A 17,647-nucleotide genomic window follows, 5' to 3' on the forward strand; every position below is an offset into this window, starting at 1 on the left:
GGGAACCACGCGGTTCCCGCCCCATTTTTCATGCATGGCCCGCGATTTCTCCTGGATCAGACCCGAACCCTGGGGAATTCACGTCGTCCCCGCCGATTGCTGGATCGACCCATCCCGCCCCGTCGACCGCGCCTTGGTGACTCACGGCCATTCCGACCACGCCCGCGGCGGTCATGGCGAGACCGTCGCCACCCCGGAGACCCTCGCGATCATGAAGTTGCGCTACGCAACTTCCGAAGGCGCCGTTCCGGTGGCCTATCACGAGACCCTGAGCCTGCGCGGCGGCGTGTCCGCAACCTACATCCCGGCCGGACACGTGCTGGGCTCCGCGCAGATCCTGCTGGAGCACGCGGGCGAGCGCATCATCGTCACCGGCGACTTCAAGCGCCGGGCGGATCCCACCTGCCCGCCTTTCGAAGTGACGGCTTGCGATGTCCTCATCACCGAGGCGACTTTCGGCCTCCCCGTGTTCCGCCACCCGCCCGTAGAACACGAGATCGCCAAGCTGCTGGCCGCCCTCGCCGCCAACCCCGAACGCTGCGTGCTGGTGGGCGCCTACGCTCTCGGCAAAGCCCAGCGCCTGATCGCCGAGCTGCGCCGCGCGGGACATCATGACGTCATCTATCTCCACGGCGCGATGGAGCGCATGTGCCGCCTTTATGAAGAATTGGGCGTCGATCTCGGCGACTTGCGGCTCGTCAGTGACGTCACGAAGGCAGACCTTGTCGGCCGAGTGGTGGTCGCGCCGCCTTCCACGCTCAACGACCGCTGGAGCCGCCGCCTGCCCGATCCCATCACCGCCATGGCTTCGGGATGGATGCGGGTGCGCCAGCGCGCCCGCCAACGCATGGTCGAGCTGCCGCTCGTGATCTCCGACCATGCCGACTGGGACGAACTGACTCAGACGGTGATCGACGTGAATCCGGCCGAGACCTGGATAACGCACGGCCGCGAGGAAGCGATGCTGCGCTGGTGCCAGCTCAACCAGCGCCGGGCGCGGGCACTGGCGCTGGTGGGATACGAGGATGAAGATGATTGACGGGACTCCCGCAGAGGCACCAGGCGGATGCCCGGCATCGCAGGCATGCTTCCGCTTTCCGGCATCGCGCCACGCGCAGGCACATGCTCCGAGAGTGGATTCCCCGCGAACGTTGCCTCTTCACGCCTTTGCGCTCTTGCGCGAACGGGCCGCTCTCTTCGCTGCGCCACCGCGCTTCCGCGTGCCTTCATAAATGGAGCGTTTCGCCGCCCTTATCGACTCGCTGGTCTACACCCGCAGCCGCAACGCCAAGCTCAAGCTGCTGGCGGACTACTTGCGCGAGACTCCCGATCCGGACCGCGGATGGGCCCTGGCGGCACTCACCGACGGGCTCGACTTCCCCGCCGTGAAAAGCTCGACCATCCGCAACCTGATGAGCGAGCGGATCGATCCGGTGCTCTGGACGCTGAGCCGCGACTACGTGGGCGATTCGGCGGAGACCGCCAGCCTGCTCTGGCCCACCCCGGATGCTCCGCCCGATCCGCCGACCGTAAGCGAAGCAGTCGACGCGCTCGCCCGCATGACTCGCGCCAATGTCATGGCCGAACTGCCGCGCCTGCTCGACCGTCTCGACGCCGAAGGGCGCTATGCCCTGCTCAAACTGGCGACGGGGGCCATGCGGATCGGGATTTCGTCCCGCCTGGCCAAGACCGCCTTCGCGCAGGCTTTCGACGTCTCGGTGGAGGATGTCGAGGAGCACTGGCATGGTCAGCAAGCGCCTTACAGCGCCCTGTTCGACTGGGCGGCCCATGGCGCCGCCGCGCCTTCCTCCGAAGACCTGCCGCTGTTCCGGCCGTTCATGCTGGCCCATCCGCTGGAGGATGCCCAGCTCGACCTGGCGGACTATGCGGCCGAATGGAAGTGGGACGGCATTCGCGTGCAGGTGGTGCGGGTCGCAGGGGATACCCGGGTCTATTCCCGCTCCGGCGACGATATTTCCGGCACTTTTCCCGAAATCGCCTCTGCGCTCGACCTCGACGCCGTGCTTGACGGCGAATTGCTGGTGCGCGGCATGCACCAGGGCGGCGAGGAAGGCGGCGCGGCCAGCTTCAATGCGCTTCAGCAGAGGTTGGGCCGCAAGACCGTTTCGAAGAAGATGCTGGCGGAATCTCCCGCGTTCGTGCGTCTCTACGATGCGCTCATCGTCGAAGGCGAGGATCTGCGCACCCTCCCCTGGCGCGATCGCCGGGCTAGACTCGAAGCCCTGGCGGCCCGGCTTGACCCGCAGCATTTCGACTTGAGCACGGTCATCCCGGCTGCCGACTTCGCGGAACTCGCCGCGATCCGCGAGCGGGCGCGGGATGATGCCATCGAAGGCGTCATGCTCAAGCGGCGCGACAGCCCTTACGTCGCCGGGCGCAAGACCGGGCTCTGGTACAAGTGGAAGCGCGATCCACTGCTGATCGACTGTGTGCTGATGTATGCCCAGCGCGGCAGCGGCAAGCGATCCTCTTTCTATTCCGACTACACGTTCGGCTGCTGGGACGGCGACCCGGATGCCGGCGCCGAACTGCTCCCGGTGGGCAAGGCCTATTTCGGCTTCACTGACGAAGAGCTGAAATGGCTGGACCGGCATATGCGCAACCATACGGTCAATCGCTTCGGCCCGGTGCGGGAGACGGACAAGTCGTTGGTGCTGGAAGTCGCCTTCGATTCGGTCCACCTCAGCAAGCGCCACAAGTCCGGGCTCGCCATGCGTTTTCCGCGAATCCATCGGATCCGCATGGACAAGCCCGCGCATGAGGCGGACCGGATCGAGACTCTGAAGGCAATGGTCCGCGATTGACCGCGATCAAGTTCCACGTGGAACAGATCGGCTATATCCTGAGGCTCTCCCCTGCCCCCGGACACGCCGCCGAAAGAGCCGATCATGACGAAACAACCCGAGGCCCCTGCAACACCGCACGATCTGCTCGGCGGCGCTCCGGCATTCGAGGCAATTGCCAATCGCTTTTACGACCTGATGGAGCAGGACCCGGCCTATGCGCAGCTTCGCGCCATGCATGCCGAGGATCTCGCGCCGCTGCGCCGGTCTCTCCCACGTTTTCTGGCGGGCTGGGCCGGCGGCCCGCGTGACTGGTTCGAAGCCAATCCCGGCAAATGCATGATGAGTCTGCACCGGGACTTCCCGATCGACCGCACCACCGCCGATCAATGGGCCGAGGCCATGGCCCGCGCCATCGCCGAGGTCTCGCCGCAGCCCGAGAATGTCGCAAACGCCATGACGGACGTGCTGACCCGCATGGCCCGGAGCATGGCGCGCTAGCGGTGTTGTCGCGGTTTTTCCGCGATGGAAGCCGTCAAAGTTCCACGTGGAACTGCTTCTCGCGCGAAGTTGCGCCGCGCAACAAGGCCAGGCGGGACGGCGCCAGACCCAGGGCTGCCGCCAGCAAAACCCGCACCGCCTCGGTCGCCTTGCCATCTTCCGGCTTGGCCCGGACTTTTACCAGCAGACGGCCTTCCGCGATCTCCAGTCCTTCCATCTTCGCGCCCGGCGTAACCCGCACGGCAAGCCGGCTATCGGAATCGATCAGGTCGCGGAGCGCCGCGGCCGGCGGCAAGGCGATCCTTGGCTTGGCCATCAGGGCGTAAGGCCCAGCGCCTTGGCATGGAGGCGGCCGTTCACGACATAACCCTGCACGCCGGCCTGGTTCGCAGCGATGGCTTCTGGTTCCAGGTCCCGCAGATACTTCGCCGGTCGCCCCATCCAGAGTTGCCCTGCGCCGATGCGCTTGCCGGTAAGCTGCGCGCCCGCCGCCAGCATGCCGTCGGATTCGATGTGGCTGCCGTCCATGACGATCGCCCCGAGACCGACGAATGCGCGATCCTCCAGGATGCAGCCGTGGACCATCGCCATGTGCCCGATCAGCACGTCCTCGCCGATCAGGGTGGGATAGCCTTCCGGTCGGACAGGCTTTGGGCTGTCGCAGTGGATGACGGAGCCGTCCTGGACGTTCGTCCGCGCACCGATCACCACCCGGTTCACATCGGCGCGGATCACGCAATTGTACCAGATGCTGACGTCCGGGCCGATCTCGACATCGCCGATGATACGGCAGCCCGGGGCAATGAACGCGCTCGAATGAATGCGCGGCGCCTTGCCGTGAATGGCGGCCACGGTGATATCGGTTCGGCTGTCGATCATGCTCTCTCCCCCGCGTCTCGATAGGGCTCGTCTATGCGGCCCATTCCTCGCGCGTGATCGAATAAACGATCGTATGGCGCAAGGGCGGTTCGGAACGCAGATCGTCATAATCGAGATCCTCGCGGCGGCGCATGCCCAGCCGACGCATCAGGCCCCAGCTCGCTTCGTTGCCGATCACGGTGATCGCGAAGATCTCTTCTGCCCCGAAAGTGCCGAACCCGGCATCGAGCGATGCCAGGGCGGCTTCCTTGGCATAGCCTTTTCCGTGCGCGTCGCTGCGCAGGCGCCAGCCGATCTCGAAGGCTCCGAGGAACGAGGCGCCCGGGGCGTCGATCTTCTTCAGCCCGCAGAAGCCCAGCATCTCGCCCGAGAGATCGCCGCCGTCTGCCAAGCGCTCGACGATCCAGAAGGTGTGGCCATATGTCTCGTGGAAGCCCAGCATGCGGGCTTCAGAGGCCGCCAGCCGCTCCGCGTCCATCACGCCGCCCAGCCAGCGCATGACGCCGGGCGTATTGGTCACTTCGGCGAAGCGCGCCATATCGCCCGGCTGCCAGTTGCGCAGCACGAGGCGATCCGTTTCCAGGCGGAAATCGGTCATGACGTCATTTCCGCAGCAGGCGCGCGGCATGGACCGCGTGGTACGTCAGCACACCCGAGCAGCCGGCCCGTTTGAAGGCCAGCAGCGTTTCCAGCACCATGGCATCGCGGTCCGCCGCGCCGGCCGCCACCGCCGCCTCGATCATCGCGTACTCGCCCGAGACCTGATAGGCGAAGACGGGAACCTCGAAGGTGTCCTTCACCCGGCGCACGATATCCAGATAGGGCAGGCCCGGCTTGACCATGACGCTGTCCGCACCCTCGCCCAGATCCAGCTCGACCTCGCGCAGGGCTTCCTCGGTGTTGGCCGGGTCCATCTGGTAGGTCTTCTTGTCGCCCTTCAGCAGACCGCGCGTGTTCACGGCATCGCGGAACGGGCCATAGAAGGCCGAGGCATACTTCGCGGCGTAGCTCATGATCTGGACATTGACGAAGCCCTCGTCCTCAAGGGCGTCGCGGATGGCGCCGATGCGGCCGTCCATCATGTCGGAGGGGGCAATGATGTCCGCGCCGGCGCGCGCCTGATTCAGCGACTGGCCGACCAGCACTTCGATCGTCTCGTCGTTCAGCACGTAGCCGTCATCGCCGAGCAGGCCGTCCTGCCCGTGGTTGGTATAGGGATCGAGGGCCACGTCGGTCAGCAGGCCGATGCGATCGCCGAGTTCCGCGCGGATGGCGCGCAAGGCGCGGCACATCAGGTTGTCAGGATTGAGCGCCTCGGCCCCGTCGTCGCTGCGACGCTCGGGCTGGGTATCCGGGAACAGCGCCAGGCAGGGAATGCCGAGGTCCGCAGCTTCCTTCGCCCGCTCGACCAGGAGGTCCACCGACCAGCGCGACACGCCGGGCAGCGAAGCGATGGGCTGTTCGACGCCCTCGCCCTCGGTCACGAAAACCGGCCAGATCAGGTCGGCGGGGGTCAGCACCGTCTCACGGTGCATGGCGCGGCTCCAGGCCGTGGCGCGCGCGCGGCGCAGGCGGGTGTGGGGATATGCTCCGGTCATGGCCGGAGTGATTGCCGCAAAAGCCCAGTCGGTTCAATGAGACGGACTGTCCTAGGCGAGAGGACCTGTCACGGACCGCCTGCTCACTCGGCGGGCTTGGGCGCCAGCCGGTCGATCTCGCGCTGCATATCCGAAGACGCTTCGACGGGCCCCTCGATCGTGCCGAGCGCCTCGCCTGGCTGAACGCCCATGAGCGCGGCCAGCCTGGCCCTGAAGGCGTCCTTCTCCTTGCCGTCGATCTGCGGACGCGAGACGAAGCGGAGGCCGGCGGGGTTGATCGTATGGCCGCCGCGATAGGCTTCGAAATGAAGGTGGGGTCCGGTAGAAAGGCCGGTCGAGCCGACATAGCCGATCACCTGCCCCGCCTTGATCCGGGCTCCGCGCTTCACCGCGATCCGGCTCATGTGGCCATAGCCGGTGTCCAGCCCGCCACTGTGACTCAGGCGAACGTAGTTACCGTGGCCGCCGTGCCGACCGGCGAAGTTCACGACACCGTCCGCCACCGCATAGATCGGCGAGCCATAGCGCGCGCCATAGTCGATGCCCGCATGCATGCGCACGAAACCGAGGATCGGATGGCGGCGCTTGCCGTAAGGCGATGTCATGTGTCCCGCCACCGGCATGCCCCCCGGCGCGCCTTGAGGCTGGGTGAGCGCGGAAGAGGCGATCATCTCGCCGTCCTTGCCCCAGCGCAGCAGCTGGACGCGCGGCTTTCCGCCATGGTCGAGCCCGGCATAGAGCAAGTTGCCTACTTCGCGCTCGCCTTTGGCAGAGCGCTTGTAGCCGATGACGAAGTCGAACTGGTCCTGCGCGGAAATGTCGCGTTCCAGGCTCAGATACTTGTCTATCGCCCGCAGGTAATCCTGGATCGCGCCCACCGGAGCCCCGGCATTGCGCGCCGAGCGGTAGAGGCTGGAACCCACGGTGCCGCGGATGCGCAGCGGGGTTTCGTCCACGCGAATGGGATGGCGAACGAGCGACAAGGCACCGGCCGGGCCGCGCTCGATGGAAAGGTCGAGATCGAAGCGGGCGCGGAAGTCCATCGAATCGAGCGCCCGCGGGGCGTTCGGCGCCGGACGGCGGCCCATGGTGATGTCGAATCGGGTTCCCGAGGAGAGATCCCCGACCGGAACGGCCTGCCCGATCAGGCCGGAAATCTGCGAGACGTCCGTGCTGCCCACGCCGACACGTTCCAACATGCGCGCGAAGCTGTCGCCCTGCCCCAGGGTCGAGACGAGTTGGATCGAGGGCCGCTCCGGCACATTCGCCAGCGGCCGCACCAGCGGGCTGGCACCCATGTGGCGGCCGCTGTCGGCACCGAGCGCCAAGGGAGAAATGGTCTGGCTGCGAAATTCGTCCCGGCTGCGCGCCGCGATCGGCGACGTAGTGGCGGCTTCCACTGCGGAGAAATCCGGCCAGAGCGCAATTGCGGCTGCGCTCAGCCCCAGCATCGTGGCGAGACCGCGATACCAACGGCGGCTGCCGATGTCCGATGCGAGGTCCGGAGCGATCTCCACTTCATGGCACCAACGCTCGATCCCGCGCTTCCACCGCGCGAGAACGGGCGGCCTGGCCGGTGCCTCGGCAATCATCTGGTCGTGCGAAAGCGCCGCTACGCGCGCGGTTGCTCCTCCAGCGTGATCCCCGGCCTGATCGAGTGCCTTGAACAAATCGAGTCTTCCCCGCGACCACTTCCGGCATACCCTCGGAAGTGCTGAAAATCGCCTGCGTGCGCCGGCCCGATCCCGCAGGCGGCATGGCTAAGTGGCGACGTTCTGCCCCTTCAAGGTTAATCTGCAGCTAACACTGTGGATTTTCACCCCTGTTTTCGATGAGCCGAGACTTGCGGGGGGCTGGAGGGGGTGCCACATTCCTCCGCATAATGGTTCACGACCGGCATGCCTCGTCGCGAAACGACGCCCCCAGCGGGGTGAAGGCGGTGCTCGGTCCCACGAATACCGGCAAGACTCACCTCGCGATAGAGCGTCTCTGCGCCCATTCCAGCGGTGCCATCGGCTTTCCGCTCCGCCTCCTTGCGCGCGAAGTCTATGACCGGGTCTGCAAGATCAAGGGTGAGAAGAGCGTCGCCCTGATCACCGGCGAAGAGCGGATCGAGCCCAAGGACGCGCGCTACCTGCTCTGCACGGTGGAAGCCATGCCGGTGACGGAGCGCAGCCTGGCCTTCATCGCCATAGACGAAGCGCAGCTTTCCGCAGACCGCGAACGCGGCCACGTCTTCACCGACCGCCTGCTCCATGCCCGCGGCCGGGAGGAGACGATGATCCTGGGCTCCTCCACGCTCGAACCCATGGTGAAAGCGCTGGTCCCCGGCGTCGAAGTGGTCACCCGGCCGCGCTTCTCCACTCTCACCCATGCCGGCGCCAGGAAGCTCTCGCGCATTCCGCCGCGCAGCGCGATCGTCGCCTTTTCCGCGGAGCAGGTCTACGCCATTGCCGAAATGCTGCGCCGTTTCCGGGGCGGCGCGGCCGTGGTCATGGGCGCGCTCAGCCCGCAGACTCGCAATGCCCAGGTCGCGCTCTATCAATCTGGGGAGGTCGACTATCTCGTCGCCACCGATGCCATCGGCATGGGCCTCAACCTCGACGTGGAGCATGTCGCCTTCGCCGGTCTCTCCAAGTTCGACGGCCAGCGGCACCGGCGACTCACGACCTCGGAAATGGCCCAGATCGCCGGGCGCGCCGGGCGCCACCAGACGGACGGCACTTTCGGCACCCTCACCGGGTCCGGCGGACACGATTCCGAGTTCGAGCCCGACGAAGTCTATGCGATCGAGGAACATCGCTTTCCGCCGCTGACCAAGCTGTTCTGGCGTGATCCCGAACCCCGGTTCGACAGCGTCGCCACCCTGATCGCCGATCTGGAGACTCCGCCCGACCGGGACGGCCTGGTGCTGGCGCCCGAAGCCATCGACCTGGCCGTGCTCAAGCGCCTTGCCGATGACGGCACGGTCATGGACAGCCTGCACGGACACGCCATGGTCCGCCGTTTCTGGGAAGTCTGCCGCCTGCCGGACTTCCGCCAGCAGGGCGTGGAAACGCATTCGCGCTTCGTCGCGCGGCTCTGGCAGGATCTGCGCAGCGGTGAACTCGGCGCGGACTACATGGCCCAGCAGATCGCCAGGCTGGACCTGACCGGCGGCGATATCGACACCCTGCAGGGCCGCATCGCCGCCATTCGCTCCTGGGCCTATATCGCCCAGCGGCCGGACTGGGTGCTGGCCCGCGACGAAATGGCTGCACGCGCACGCGCGGTCGAGGCTCGCCTTTCCGATGCTCTCCATGGCAAACTCACCGAACGATTCATCAACCGCAGGACGGCTGTGCTCATGAAGAAACTCGGCCCCGATGCCGGACTGCTCTCGGTCCGCCTCGAAGACGAGGAAGTGCTGGTCGAAGGCGAGCATATCGGCTCCCTCCACGGCTTCGCCTTCCAGGTCGATCCTGCGGCCCGGCTGTCCGACCGCAAGCTCCTGCTGGCCGCGGCCGAACGGCACCTGCCGGGCCTTCTCCAGTCTCGCGCCGATGCCCTGACCGCCGCCGTGCACGAAGGCGTGGCGCCGCTGGCGCTGAAGAACGGCGCACTGAACTGGGAAGGCGCGCGCATCGCCGCCCTCACCCCCGGCCGCTCGCTGCTTGCACCGGTGCTCGTGCCGGACCGGTTGCTCGACGCGGTTCCCGCCCCTGCCCGCAAGGCGCTGGTCGCAGCGCTCGAGACCTGGGTGGAAAGCGCGCTCGAACCGCTGGCTCCGCTGGCCAAGCTGGACGACGCAAGCCGTTCCGAGGAAGCGGGGCCGGACTTGCGCGCCCTGCTGATCACCCTGGTCGATCGCGGCGGCATGATCGCGCGCGAAGATTCGGGCGTCGACCGGCTCGACAAGGGCCGCCGCACCCTTCTGGCCAAGCTGGGGGTTCGCGTGGGCGCGCTCGATCTGTTCGTGCCGGCCATGCTGCGGCCCGCGCCCATCGCACTCTGGCGGCAACTGGCCCGGATCACCGGCCATTCCGTGCCCGGCGGCGAACCGGACGCCGCCATGCCGCCGACGATGGATGCCACCAAGCGCCACAAGGCTCCCGGCTACAGGAACCTCGGCAAGCAGCTGGTCCGACTGGATATCGTGGAAAAGCTTCTGCGCGAGGCGCACGAGGCCCGTGTCGGCAGCGACAGCAGCGGCAATCGCGGGCCGTCGCGCTCGTTCTCGATCGATCCCGCAAGGGCCGTGTCCATGGGACTCACCACGGGCAGCTATGCACGGCTGCTGCGCTTCGGCGGGTTCCAGGCGATGATGCCCCGGCCCCTGGCGGAAGGCGCACAAGGACCGCTCGCGCCGGTGCGCTGGCGCTGGCGTCCGCCGCGGCGCCAGGCCGAGGAAGTTCGCGAGGCACCCCAGCGCACGGACGGCGCCTTCGCGGCGCTGCGCGAACTGCTGGGCAGATAGCGGGGAGGAAAAGCGCGGATGAGGATCGACAAGCTTCTCTGGTTCCTGCGCCTCACCAGGACGCGTCCCCTGGCCCAGGCACTGGCGGAAGACGGCCATATCCGGCTCAACAGCCGCCGGGTCGAGCGGGCGCATCAGAAGGTGGCGGTCGGCGATGTTCTCACCCTGCCGACAGCTCAGGGCGTGCAGGTGATAGAAATCCTTTGCCTTCCGGAGCGCCGAGGCCCTGCCCCAGAAGCGCAAGCCTGCTACAGAGTGCTTGACGCGGGGGCAGATGTTCCCATAGCAGCGGCCAACCGAAACGAGGCCTTCTAAGAGGAATACGCAGCCATGACCTATGTCGTCACCGACAATTGCATCCGGTGCAAGTACATGGATTGCGTCGAAGTCTGTCCGGTGGACTGCTTCTACGAAGGCGAGAACATGCTGGTCATCAACCCCAGCGAGTGCATCGACTGCGGCGTCTGTGAACCGGAATGCCCCGCCGAAGCGATCCTGCCCGATACCGAGAGCGGCCTTGAGCAATGGCTCGAGCTGAACGCCAAGTATTCGGCCGAATGGCCCAACCTCACCACCAAGAAGGACGCGCCGGAAGACGCGGACGCGATGCGCGGCGAGGAAGGCAAGCTGGAAAAATATTTCTCCCCTGAGCCCGGCGAGGGCGACTGATCGGCCTTGGGAAACCTCCGGCTTTCCGCCGGGTTTCCCCCAAGGCAGAGGCACTTGGCGGGTCGAAATGACCCGCACCGGCACATCCTGAGGCGAGCGACGGTTAAACGTTAGCTCGCCTCTGGTAATTTTGTCACATCGGTGCTATATAATCCGACAACTGCCCGGGCCCTCTGCCCGTTCGGCAGGCATTTTCATTGCGAGGCAGGGTTCGAAAAGCAAACGGCTGGGAGAGTTATCTGACCGGGCGGCGGAGAGGCTATTGTCCTTTCCACGTCGCATCCACCCGGGTTTCTCTCACCGTAAGTATGGCAACGGACCACTGCAGGTGAAAGGACGATACATGGCAACCAGGGCCGATGCCTTCGATGTTGGAGATTACGTCGTTTACCCTAAGCACGGCGTAGGTCGTGTCATCGAGCTCCAGAAGCAGGAAATTGCCGGGATGCAGCTCGATCTTTATGTTCTGCGCTTCGAAAAAGAGCGCATGACTCTTCGGGTTCCCGTCAACAAGGTCGAATCGATCGGCATGCGCAAGCTGTCGTCCGACAAGACCCTGCGTGAAGCTCTCGATACGCTCAAGGGCAAACCCAAGGTAAAGCGCACCATGTGGTCGCGCCGCGCCCAGGAATACGAAGCCAAGATCAACTCGGGCGACCTCGTGTCGATCGCCGAAGTGACTCGCGACTTGTTCCGCGCCGACGATCAGCCGGAGCAGAGCTATTCGGAACGTCAGATCTTCGAAGCGGCTTCGTCGCGCCTGGCCCGCGAACTCGCGGCGATGGAAAAGACCGACGAGCCAGCCGCTCTGAAGAAGATCCTCGCGATCCTCAACGAATACGCTCCCAAGTATTACGAGAGCGCTGAAGCAGTCTGATCAGACGCAGCGCAGATCGCACGCAAAGGGGCCGCTTCCACACCGGAAGTGGCCCCTTTCGCTTGTGGGCACCTGGGAGCAATCGCCACCTGACGGGTCGGTCTCGATTGCCCGGCCGGATGTTCGTGTTCGCCCAGATGTTCATTGCCCGGAAACGCGCTTCGTGACAGGTTCCGCGGCACGATGAACTCACGCACCCTGCTCAAGCTCGCCCCTTCGCTTTCGGCCCCCTCGCTTCTGGCACCCGCCGCCGCGCTCCTCCTTACCGGCTGTCTCAGCACGGCCGGGAAGATCGTGACCGCACCGGTGCGTATCGCGGGTTCGGCCGTGGACGCGGTCACGACCAGCCAGTCCGAAGCCGACGAAAAGCGCGGCCGCCAGATGCGCGAACAGGAAGAGAAGCTGGGCAAGATGCAGCGCCAGTACCAGAAGCACTTGCGCCAGTGCGACCAGGGCGACCGCCAGGCCTGCAACAAAGCCCGCGATGACTATGCCGACATGCAGTACCTGATGCCCGGCGCCGTACCGCAGCGCCGCTGAACCGCCAGTGCCGACACGTTTTGCCGGATCCGATCCGCGATGACGTGTCTCAGGCCGCGGCCCGGCTCAATCGATCGTTGATCGCCGCGCCGACACCGTCCTGCGGAATCGGCGCGACGGCTATGCGCGGCTGACTCGCGGCCGCGCCCTCATGCAGCAAGGCATAGAGCCGCGAGGCCGCCTCGATCACATCGCCCGACGCCGAAAGGCTTGCCTCGCCGGCGACATTGCCGAAGCCGATATGGAATTCGTCTTCCGCCGCAGTCTCGGCATTCAGCCGCACCGGCTTGCCCGGCGCATAGTGGCTGGCGAGCTGCCCCGGGGCCTCGATCTCCTGTGACGTCACGGCGTCGCATTCGGTGCCGAGAATCGCGCGTATGGCCTCCTGCGGAATCGGACCCGGCCTCAGAACCTGCCAGCGCCCGTCATCGCGCAGCGCAATGATGGTCGATTCCACACCGGCCTCACAGGCCCCGCCATCCAGCACCGCATCCACATTGGCACCCAGCGAGGCAACCACATGCTCCGCGCGCGTCGGACTCACGCCGCCGCTTCGGTTCGCGGAAGGACCCGCGAGCGGCAGCCCGGATTCGGCAAGAACAGCGCGCATCAGGAGATGCGCCGGGCAGCGCAGCGCCACCGTCGGCAGCCCTGCGGTGACGGCGGGGGCAACCTCCGCACCTTCGCGCAAGGGCAGCACCAGAGTGAGGGCGCCCGGCCAGAAAGCAGCGGCAAGCTTCTCCGCGCGCGCATCGAGAACTGCTAGGCGGTGCGCCGCAGCAAGATCCGCGACATGGACGATCAGCGGGTTGAAGCTGGGGCGACCCTTGGCGCGATAGATCGCCGCCACCGAGGCATCCCGGTCGGCACGGGCCATGAGGCCATAGACCGTCTCGGTGGGAACGGCGACCAGTCCACCACCGCGCAGCAGCTCGGCGGCGCGCGCGACACCGGCCGCGCCGGCCGCCAGAAGTTCGGGTCGAAGGTTGCGCTCCATACTCCGCCGCTATAGCCCACGCCCCCGAAAGCCAAGAAAAACCGCGCAGAGGATGCTTCCGAATGACCTACACGCCCCCCAGCACCGACCAGATCCTGGCATTGCGGGTCAATGCCGGGCTGGACGAACTCGCGGCGCATGAGCGCTTCTCCGCGGCCAGTCCCGACCTTGTCGAAGCCATCGTGGAGGGCGCGGGCGCCTTTGCCGCCGGCGAATGGGCCCCGCTCAACCGCAAGGGCGACACCGAGGGCGCGCGCCTCTCCGATGGCAGGGTCGTGCTGCCCGACGGTTTCGCGCAGGCCTATCGCGCTTTCGTGGATGCCGGATGGAACGCCATCGCCGCGCCGGAAGAATTCGGCGGACAGGGCCTGCCTCTCTCCTTGGCGATGGCCGCGATGGAGTGCCTCGGCAGTGCCAACATGGGCTTCTCGCTTCTGCCCATGCTGACCCTCGGCGCGATCGAAGCCGTGATTCATCACGGCACCGAAGCGCAGCAGGCCATGTACCTGCCGCATGTCGTCAGCGGGGAATGGTCGGCGACGATGAACCTCACCGAACCGCAGGCCGGATCCGACGTCGGCGCCCTGAGAACCACCGCCACGCCCATCGCGGAAGGCCCGCATAAGGGCAAGTATCGCATCGCCGGACAGAAGATCTTCATCACCTGGGGCGAGCACGATCTGGCCGGGAACATCGTCCACCTCGTTCTGGCCCGCACGCCCGGCGCGCCGGCCGGGTCGCGCGGTATCTCGCTCTTCATCGTGCCGAAGTTCCACGTGGAACATGACGGCTCGCTCGGTGCCAGAAACGACCTGAAGGTCGTCAGCATCGAGCACAAGCTCGGCATCCATGCCTCGCCCACATGCGTGATGAGTTACGGCGACAACGGCGAGTGCATCGGCGAACTGATCGGCCGCGAGAACGAGGGCCTTCGCTGCATGTTCACGATGATGAACAACGCCCGGGTCAACGTCGGCGCTCAAGGCATCCAGATCGCGGAACGCGCCATGCAGCAGGCGATGGCCTACGCCACGGATCGCATTCAGTCCGCCCGCGCCGGATCGGCCGACAAGCAGCCTGTCGCCATCGTCGAGCACCCGGACGTCCGTCGCATGCTCCTGCGGATGCGGGCGCTTACCGAAGGCGGCCGCGCCCTGCTCTACTATGCGGCCGGCCAGCTCGATCGCGGGTCCCTGGATGACGAAGCCGCGCGGTTGCGGGCGGAGCTGCTGGTGCCGATGGTCAAGGCCTGGTGCACCGACATGGGCGTCGAGGTTGCCAGCATCGGCGTGCAGATCCACGGCGGCATGGGCTTCATCGAGGAAACCGGCGCCGCCCAGCACTACCGGGACGCCCGCATCGCCCCGATCTACGAAGGCACCAACGGCATCCAGGCCGCAGACCTCGTGACTCGCAAACTCGCTCTCGAAGGCGGCCAGGTCCTGTTCTCGCTGATGGAGGAGATCCAGGCCTATGCCACCGGAGGCGACTGCCTCTCGCTACAGGAACTTGCCGAATGCTGCCGCCAGACGGCAGAACATCTCATCGGCGCACCCCAGGGAGACGAGCGCCCCGATAGCCGGTCCCTCGATAACCGACTCGGCGCCAGCGTACCCTTTCTGGCCGGCTGCGCCATCGCCGTGGCCGCCTGGCAGCTTCACCGCCAGGCTGACGCCCTGCCCTCCGCAGGCCTGTCCAATGCCTTTGCCAAGCGGAAAAAGGTGGTCGCGCGATACTTTATCGAGCATCTGGTGCCCGAAGCCATGGGCTACCTCGCCCAGGCCCAGAAGGGTGCGAGCCTTCTCTACGAACTGACGAGCGAAGAACTGACAGCATGACCGACCAGATCGAAGTCCTCAGCCGCATTGCCGAAGCCCTTGAACGCCTGGCACCGCCCGCCGCCGCGCAAGTCGACTGGCTGGCCCATCCCGCCTATGTCTGGACAGGGGCGGAAGCGCGCGGCGTTCCTGAACTGCTCGCGCCGCCGCTCGATCTTCTGCGGGGCATCGATTCCCAGAAGGAGCGCGTGGTCGGCAATGTCGAGCGCCTCGCCGCCGGCTATGCCGCGCACGACATGCTGCTCTGGGGGTCGCGCGGGATGGGCAAGTCCGCGGTGATGCGCGCCGCCATCCGCGCTGCCCAGGCTGCTCATCCCGGCCGCATCGCGCTGGTGCAGGTGGCCCAGGAGGCCCTGCACGGGGTGTCCGCTCTCTTCGCCCTGCTGGGCAAAGTGGACCGCCAGTTCCTCGTCTTCATCGACGATCTCGGCTTCGAGGAGCATGATGGCGCCGGCCCGCGCCTGCTGCGCTCCTGGCTGGAAGGCGGGGTGGAAGCCCGGCCGAACAATGTCCGTCTTGCCGTCACCGCCAACCGCCGCGCGATCGTCTCACGCTCGATGTCGGAGCAGGATGACCCGATCAACCCGCGCGATGTCGTGGACGACCGGCTCGCTCTGGCCGACCGCTTCGGACTCTCGATCGGCTTCCATAACTGCGACCAGCCCTCCTACCTAGCGATCATCGCCGGCTATACCGAACAGTTCGGGCTGGCTTTCGACGAGCATGACGCGCTGGAATGGTCGCGCCGCCGTGGCGCCCGTTCGGGCCGCGTGGCCTGGCAGTACGTAACCGAAGTCGCCGGCCGGGCCGGCAAGATCGTCTGAGCAAGGGGTCCGGGCGGCTCCTGCCCGGACAGCATCCGGGTGCCGGAATAGCAGCTCTCAGGCCCTGGCTCCGGCCTCACATACCGATCCACAAAAAAGGGGACCCGAAGGTCCCCTTTTCCTTGTCAGTGGCCCGCAGGCAGCATCTTGTCCGGTCCTTTGGTGAACCCGGCTTCGAGGTTGCCGGTAGCGCCGGGAACGGTGGGATCCTTGATCTCTTCCAGCGGCTTCATGTGTTCGGTCTCCACCGCCTTGATCGCTGCCGAAGGCGCCGCTCCGGGCGCCTGCACCCGCCAGACCACGCCTGCGGTATCGTCTGTGACGAGCAGGCTTCCGGTCTTGTCAAACGCCAGCCAGGTGGGGCGGCCGCGCGTATGCGACGCGTCCTTCAGGAAGCCCGAGAGCACGGGGATCGGCTTCACATCCTGCGGATTGCCATTGGCATCGAAGGGCACGAAGACCACGTCGTAGCCCACCGCCGGACGGCGATTCCAGGAACCGTGGCGAGCGACGAAGGCGCCATTGGCAAACTTGCTGCCCATGCGGTTTCCGCCGCCTGCGAAGACCATACCGAGCACGCTGGCATGCGCGCCCATCGCGTATTCCGGCTTGCGGGTATATTCGAGCATGTAAGTCTGCATCGGCCACTGCACGCGTTCGTCGAACGTGGTCTTCCAGTAGACCCAGGGCCAGCCATACTGCGCACCCACCGGCACGTTGGTCAGATAATCGGGCACGAGGTCCGGGCCGAGCATGTCGCGCTCCTGCACGGTCGCCCACAGCTCTCCGGTAGATGGATTCCAGCCAAGGCCGTTGGGATTGCGCATGCCGGCCGCGAACTGGCGGCGGCGGGCGGTGTCGATGTCGATCTCCCAGATCGCGGCGCGGCCCGTTTCCGCTTCCATGCCATCATCGGCGATGTTGCTGGCCGAACCGACCGTGACGTAGAGATGCTTGCCATCCTGGCTGAGCAGCAGGTTGCGCATCCAGTGGTTTCCGGCCGGTGGCAGATCCATCATCGTGCGCAGCGGCTTGCCGTCCAGCTTGGTAGCGCCGGGCCGGAAGGCGAATTCAAGAACCTTGTCGTGATTGGCGATGTAGAGTTTGCCGTTCTGGTAGGCCATGCCCGAGGGCGAATGCATGTCGGCGGCGCGGAAATCGAAACGCTGTTCCGCCTTGCCATCGCCGTCCGCATCGCGCAGCAGCACGATCTTGTCGGGCGAGGCCTCACCGGCGCCCACCTTGTTGAACATCCAGCCCATCACCATGCCGGTCACGCCCTTGGGCTTGTTGCCGGCGGGCGCATTGGTTTCCGCCACCAGCACGTCGCCATTGGGCAGAGTGAGCATGGTGCGGGGATGGTCGAGACCTTCGGCGAAGCGGGCCACGGCCAGCCCCTGCCCTGCCTTGGGCGCCTCGTTGGCAGCCCAGCCCACGGGCTCCAGCAGCTTGACGCTGGGAATCCATTGCGGGTCCGGCTCGACCAGCTTGGGATCCTTGCCCACCGTGTCGTCGAACGGGAGGTCGGATGTGTTGGAGTACTGGGACCAGGCGATCACGCCGACGACGGCGAGAATGACCACGACGAGGGCCAGGGCGACTTTCGTGAGAATGGAGCGCATGCCCCTGAAATAAGCCGGTCCCGCCTATGCGGCAACAGGGAC

17 protein-coding genes are annotated in these 17,647 nt (G+C 66.2%); 10 read left to right on the forward strand and 7 right to left on the reverse strand.

The window, feature by feature from the left end; genetic code table 11:
• Nucleotides 1-34 precede the first annotated feature (34 nt).
• The 3 genes from ACZ1J6_RS17980 (at nt 35) to ACZ1J6_RS17990 (ending at nt 3,305) form a co-directional block, all read left to right on the forward strand.
• On the forward strand, nt 35-1,039 hold the full coding sequence (locus tag ACZ1J6_RS17980) for a ligase-associated DNA damage response exonuclease (RefSeq protein WP_465127666.1): 1,005 nt from the start codon (nt 35-37) through the stop codon (nt 1,037-1,039).
• A 193-nt stretch (nt 1,040-1,232) separates the two neighbouring features.
• Nucleotides 1,233-2,825, forward strand: a complete 1,593-nt coding sequence (locus ACZ1J6_RS17985; RefSeq protein WP_465127667.1) for a cisplatin damage response ATP-dependent DNA ligase — start codon at nt 1,233-1,235, stop codon at nt 2,823-2,825.
• An 84-nt stretch (nt 2,826-2,909) separates the two neighbouring features.
• Complete coding sequence (locus tag ACZ1J6_RS17990; protein ID WP_465127668.1) at nt 2,910-3,305, forward strand: group II truncated hemoglobin; 396 nt, start codon at nt 2,910-2,912, stop codon at nt 3,303-3,305.
• Nucleotides 3,306-3,339: 34 nt separating this feature from the next.
• On the opposite strand, the gene ACZ1J6_RS17995 is transcribed toward ACZ1J6_RS17990, so the two are convergent.
• From ACZ1J6_RS17995 to ACZ1J6_RS18015, 5 genes are all read right to left on the reverse strand, one after another.
• Nucleotides 3,340-3,621, reverse strand: a complete 282-nt coding sequence (locus tag ACZ1J6_RS17995) for a DUF167 domain-containing protein (RefSeq protein ID WP_465127669.1) — start codon at nt 3,619-3,621, stop codon at nt 3,340-3,342.
• Nucleotides 3,621-4,184, reverse strand: a complete 564-nt coding sequence (locus ACZ1J6_RS18000) for a gamma carbonic anhydrase family protein (protein ID WP_134094813.1) — start codon at nt 4,182-4,184, stop codon at nt 3,621-3,623. The genes ACZ1J6_RS17995 and ACZ1J6_RS18000 overlap by 1 nt, the downstream gene beginning before the upstream one ends.
• Nucleotides 4,185-4,215: 31 nt before the next feature.
• Nucleotides 4,216-4,782: a GNAT family N-acetyltransferase gene (locus tag ACZ1J6_RS18005; protein ID WP_465127670.1), complete on the reverse strand. Its 567-nt coding sequence runs from the start codon at nt 4,780-4,782 to the stop codon at nt 4,216-4,218.
• 4 nt (nt 4,783-4,786) lie between these two features.
• Nucleotides 4,787-5,782, reverse strand: a complete 996-nt coding sequence (hemB, locus tag ACZ1J6_RS18010; protein ID WP_132264324.1) for a porphobilinogen synthase — start codon at nt 5,780-5,782, stop codon at nt 4,787-4,789.
• A gap of 83 nt (nt 5,783-5,865) precedes the next feature.
• A complete protein-coding gene (locus ACZ1J6_RS18015) occupies nt 5,866-7,452 on the reverse strand; it encodes a peptidoglycan DD-metalloendopeptidase family protein (RefSeq protein WP_465127671.1) in 1,587 nt (528 codons plus the stop codon).
• Nucleotides 7,453-7,664: 212 nt separating this feature from the next.
• On the opposite strand from ACZ1J6_RS18015, the gene ACZ1J6_RS18020 reads away from it, so the two are divergent.
• The 5 genes from ACZ1J6_RS18020 (at nt 7,665) to ACZ1J6_RS18040 (ending at nt 12,324) form a co-directional block, all read left to right on the forward strand.
• Nucleotides 7,665-10,238 carry a helicase-related protein gene (locus ACZ1J6_RS18020; protein WP_465127672.1) on the forward strand — a complete coding sequence of 858 codons (2,574 nt, stop codon included), beginning with the start codon at nt 7,665-7,667 and terminating at the stop codon, nt 10,236-10,238.
• An 18-nt stretch (nt 10,239-10,256) separates the two neighbouring features.
• Nucleotides 10,257-10,553 carry an RNA-binding S4 domain-containing protein gene (locus ACZ1J6_RS18025; RefSeq protein ID WP_132264321.1) on the forward strand — a complete coding sequence of 99 codons (297 nt, stop codon included), beginning with the start codon at nt 10,257-10,259 and terminating at the stop codon, nt 10,551-10,553.
• 15 nt (nt 10,554-10,568) lie between these two features.
• Nucleotides 10,569-10,907 carry a ferredoxin FdxA gene (gene fdxA / locus ACZ1J6_RS18030; RefSeq protein WP_021234860.1) on the forward strand — a complete coding sequence of 113 codons (339 nt, stop codon included), beginning with the start codon at nt 10,569-10,571 and terminating at the stop codon, nt 10,905-10,907.
• Between the two features lie 343 nt (nt 10,908-11,250).
• On the forward strand, nt 11,251-11,784 hold the full coding sequence (locus ACZ1J6_RS18035) for a CarD family transcriptional regulator (RefSeq protein WP_054442043.1): 534 nt from the start codon (nt 11,251-11,253) through the stop codon (nt 11,782-11,784).
• A gap of 183 nt (nt 11,785-11,967) precedes the next feature.
• Nucleotides 11,968-12,324 carry a hypothetical protein gene (locus ACZ1J6_RS18040; RefSeq protein WP_465127673.1) on the forward strand — a complete coding sequence of 119 codons (357 nt, stop codon included), beginning with the start codon at nt 11,968-11,970 and terminating at the stop codon, nt 12,322-12,324.
• 49 nt (nt 12,325-12,373) lie between these two features.
• On the opposite strand, the gene ACZ1J6_RS18045 is transcribed toward ACZ1J6_RS18040, so the two are convergent.
• Nucleotides 12,374-13,321, reverse strand: coding sequence for an L-threonylcarbamoyladenylate synthase (locus ACZ1J6_RS18045; protein ID WP_465127674.1), 948 nt, complete (start codon nt 13,319-13,321; stop codon nt 12,374-12,376).
• Between the two features lie 62 nt (nt 13,322-13,383).
• Here ACZ1J6_RS18045 and ACZ1J6_RS18050 point away from each other — a divergent pair, with 62 nt between their 5' ends.
• Nucleotides 13,384-15,159 carry an acyl-CoA dehydrogenase gene (locus tag ACZ1J6_RS18050; RefSeq protein ID WP_465127675.1) on the forward strand — a complete coding sequence of 592 codons (1,776 nt, stop codon included), beginning with the start codon at nt 13,384-13,386 and terminating at the stop codon, nt 15,157-15,159.
• Nucleotides 15,156-15,983: a DUF815 domain-containing protein gene (locus ACZ1J6_RS18055; protein WP_465127676.1), complete on the forward strand. Its 828-nt coding sequence runs from the start codon at nt 15,156-15,158 to the stop codon at nt 15,981-15,983. The genes ACZ1J6_RS18050 and ACZ1J6_RS18055 overlap by 4 nt, the downstream gene beginning before the upstream one ends.
• A gap of 125 nt (nt 15,984-16,108) precedes the next feature.
• Here the strand turns inward: ACZ1J6_RS18055 and ACZ1J6_RS18060 are convergent, their stop codons facing one another.
• Nucleotides 16,109-17,605 carry a PQQ-dependent sugar dehydrogenase gene (locus tag ACZ1J6_RS18060; protein ID WP_465127677.1) on the reverse strand — a complete coding sequence of 499 codons (1,497 nt, stop codon included), beginning with the start codon at nt 17,603-17,605 and terminating at the stop codon, nt 16,109-16,111.
• Between the last annotated feature and the right edge of the window lie 42 nt (nt 17,606-17,647).

The sequence above is a fragment of the Novosphingobium sp. BL-S-21 genome (assembly GCF_055521655.1).

What these genes read in the sequence shown, in the direction of transcription:
- ACZ1J6_RS17980 (WP_465127666.1), top strand. Translation starts at nt 35, where the DNA reads ATGGCCCGCGATTTCTCCTGGATCAGACCCGAACCCTGGGGAATTCAC.
- ACZ1J6_RS17985 (WP_465127667.1), top strand. Translation starts at nt 1,233, where the DNA reads ATGGAGCGTTTCGCCGCCCTTATCGACTCGCTGGTCTACACCCGCAGC.
- ACZ1J6_RS17990 (WP_465127668.1), top strand. Translation starts at nt 2,910, where the DNA reads ATGACGAAACAACCCGAGGCCCCTGCAACACCGCACGATCTGCTCGGC.
- ACZ1J6_RS17995 (WP_465127669.1), bottom strand. Translation starts at nt 3,621, where the DNA reads ATGGCCAAGCCAAGGATCGCCTTGCCGCCGGCCGCGGCGCTCCGCGAC.
- ACZ1J6_RS18000 (WP_134094813.1), bottom strand. Translation starts at nt 4,184, where the DNA reads ATGATCGACAGCCGAACCGATATCACCGTGGCCGCCATTCACGGCAAG.
- ACZ1J6_RS18005 (WP_465127670.1), bottom strand. Translation starts at nt 4,782, where the DNA reads ATGACCGATTTCCGCCTGGAAACGGATCGCCTCGTGCTGCGCAACTGG.
- hemB (WP_132264324.1), bottom strand. Translation starts at nt 5,782, where the DNA reads ATGACCGGAGCATATCCCCACACCCGCCTGCGCCGCGCGCGCGCCACG.
- ACZ1J6_RS18020 (WP_465127672.1), top strand. Translation starts at nt 7,665, where the DNA reads ATGGTTCACGACCGGCATGCCTCGTCGCGAAACGACGCCCCCAGCGGG.
- ACZ1J6_RS18025 (WP_132264321.1), top strand. Translation starts at nt 10,257, where the DNA reads ATGAGGATCGACAAGCTTCTCTGGTTCCTGCGCCTCACCAGGACGCGT.
- fdxA (WP_021234860.1), top strand. Translation starts at nt 10,569, where the DNA reads ATGACCTATGTCGTCACCGACAATTGCATCCGGTGCAAGTACATGGAT.
- ACZ1J6_RS18035 (WP_054442043.1), top strand. Translation starts at nt 11,251, where the DNA reads ATGGCAACCAGGGCCGATGCCTTCGATGTTGGAGATTACGTCGTTTAC.
- ACZ1J6_RS18040 (WP_465127673.1), top strand. Translation starts at nt 11,968, where the DNA reads ATGAACTCACGCACCCTGCTCAAGCTCGCCCCTTCGCTTTCGGCCCCC.
- ACZ1J6_RS18045 (WP_465127674.1), bottom strand. Translation starts at nt 13,321, where the DNA reads ATGGAGCGCAACCTTCGACCCGAACTTCTGGCGGCCGGCGCGGCCGGT.
- ACZ1J6_RS18050 (WP_465127675.1), top strand. Translation starts at nt 13,384, where the DNA reads ATGACCTACACGCCCCCCAGCACCGACCAGATCCTGGCATTGCGGGTC.
- ACZ1J6_RS18055 (WP_465127676.1), top strand. Translation starts at nt 15,156, where the DNA reads ATGACCGACCAGATCGAAGTCCTCAGCCGCATTGCCGAAGCCCTTGAA.
- ACZ1J6_RS18060 (WP_465127677.1), bottom strand. Translation starts at nt 17,605, where the DNA reads ATGCGCTCCATTCTCACGAAAGTCGCCCTGGCCCTCGTCGTGGTCATT.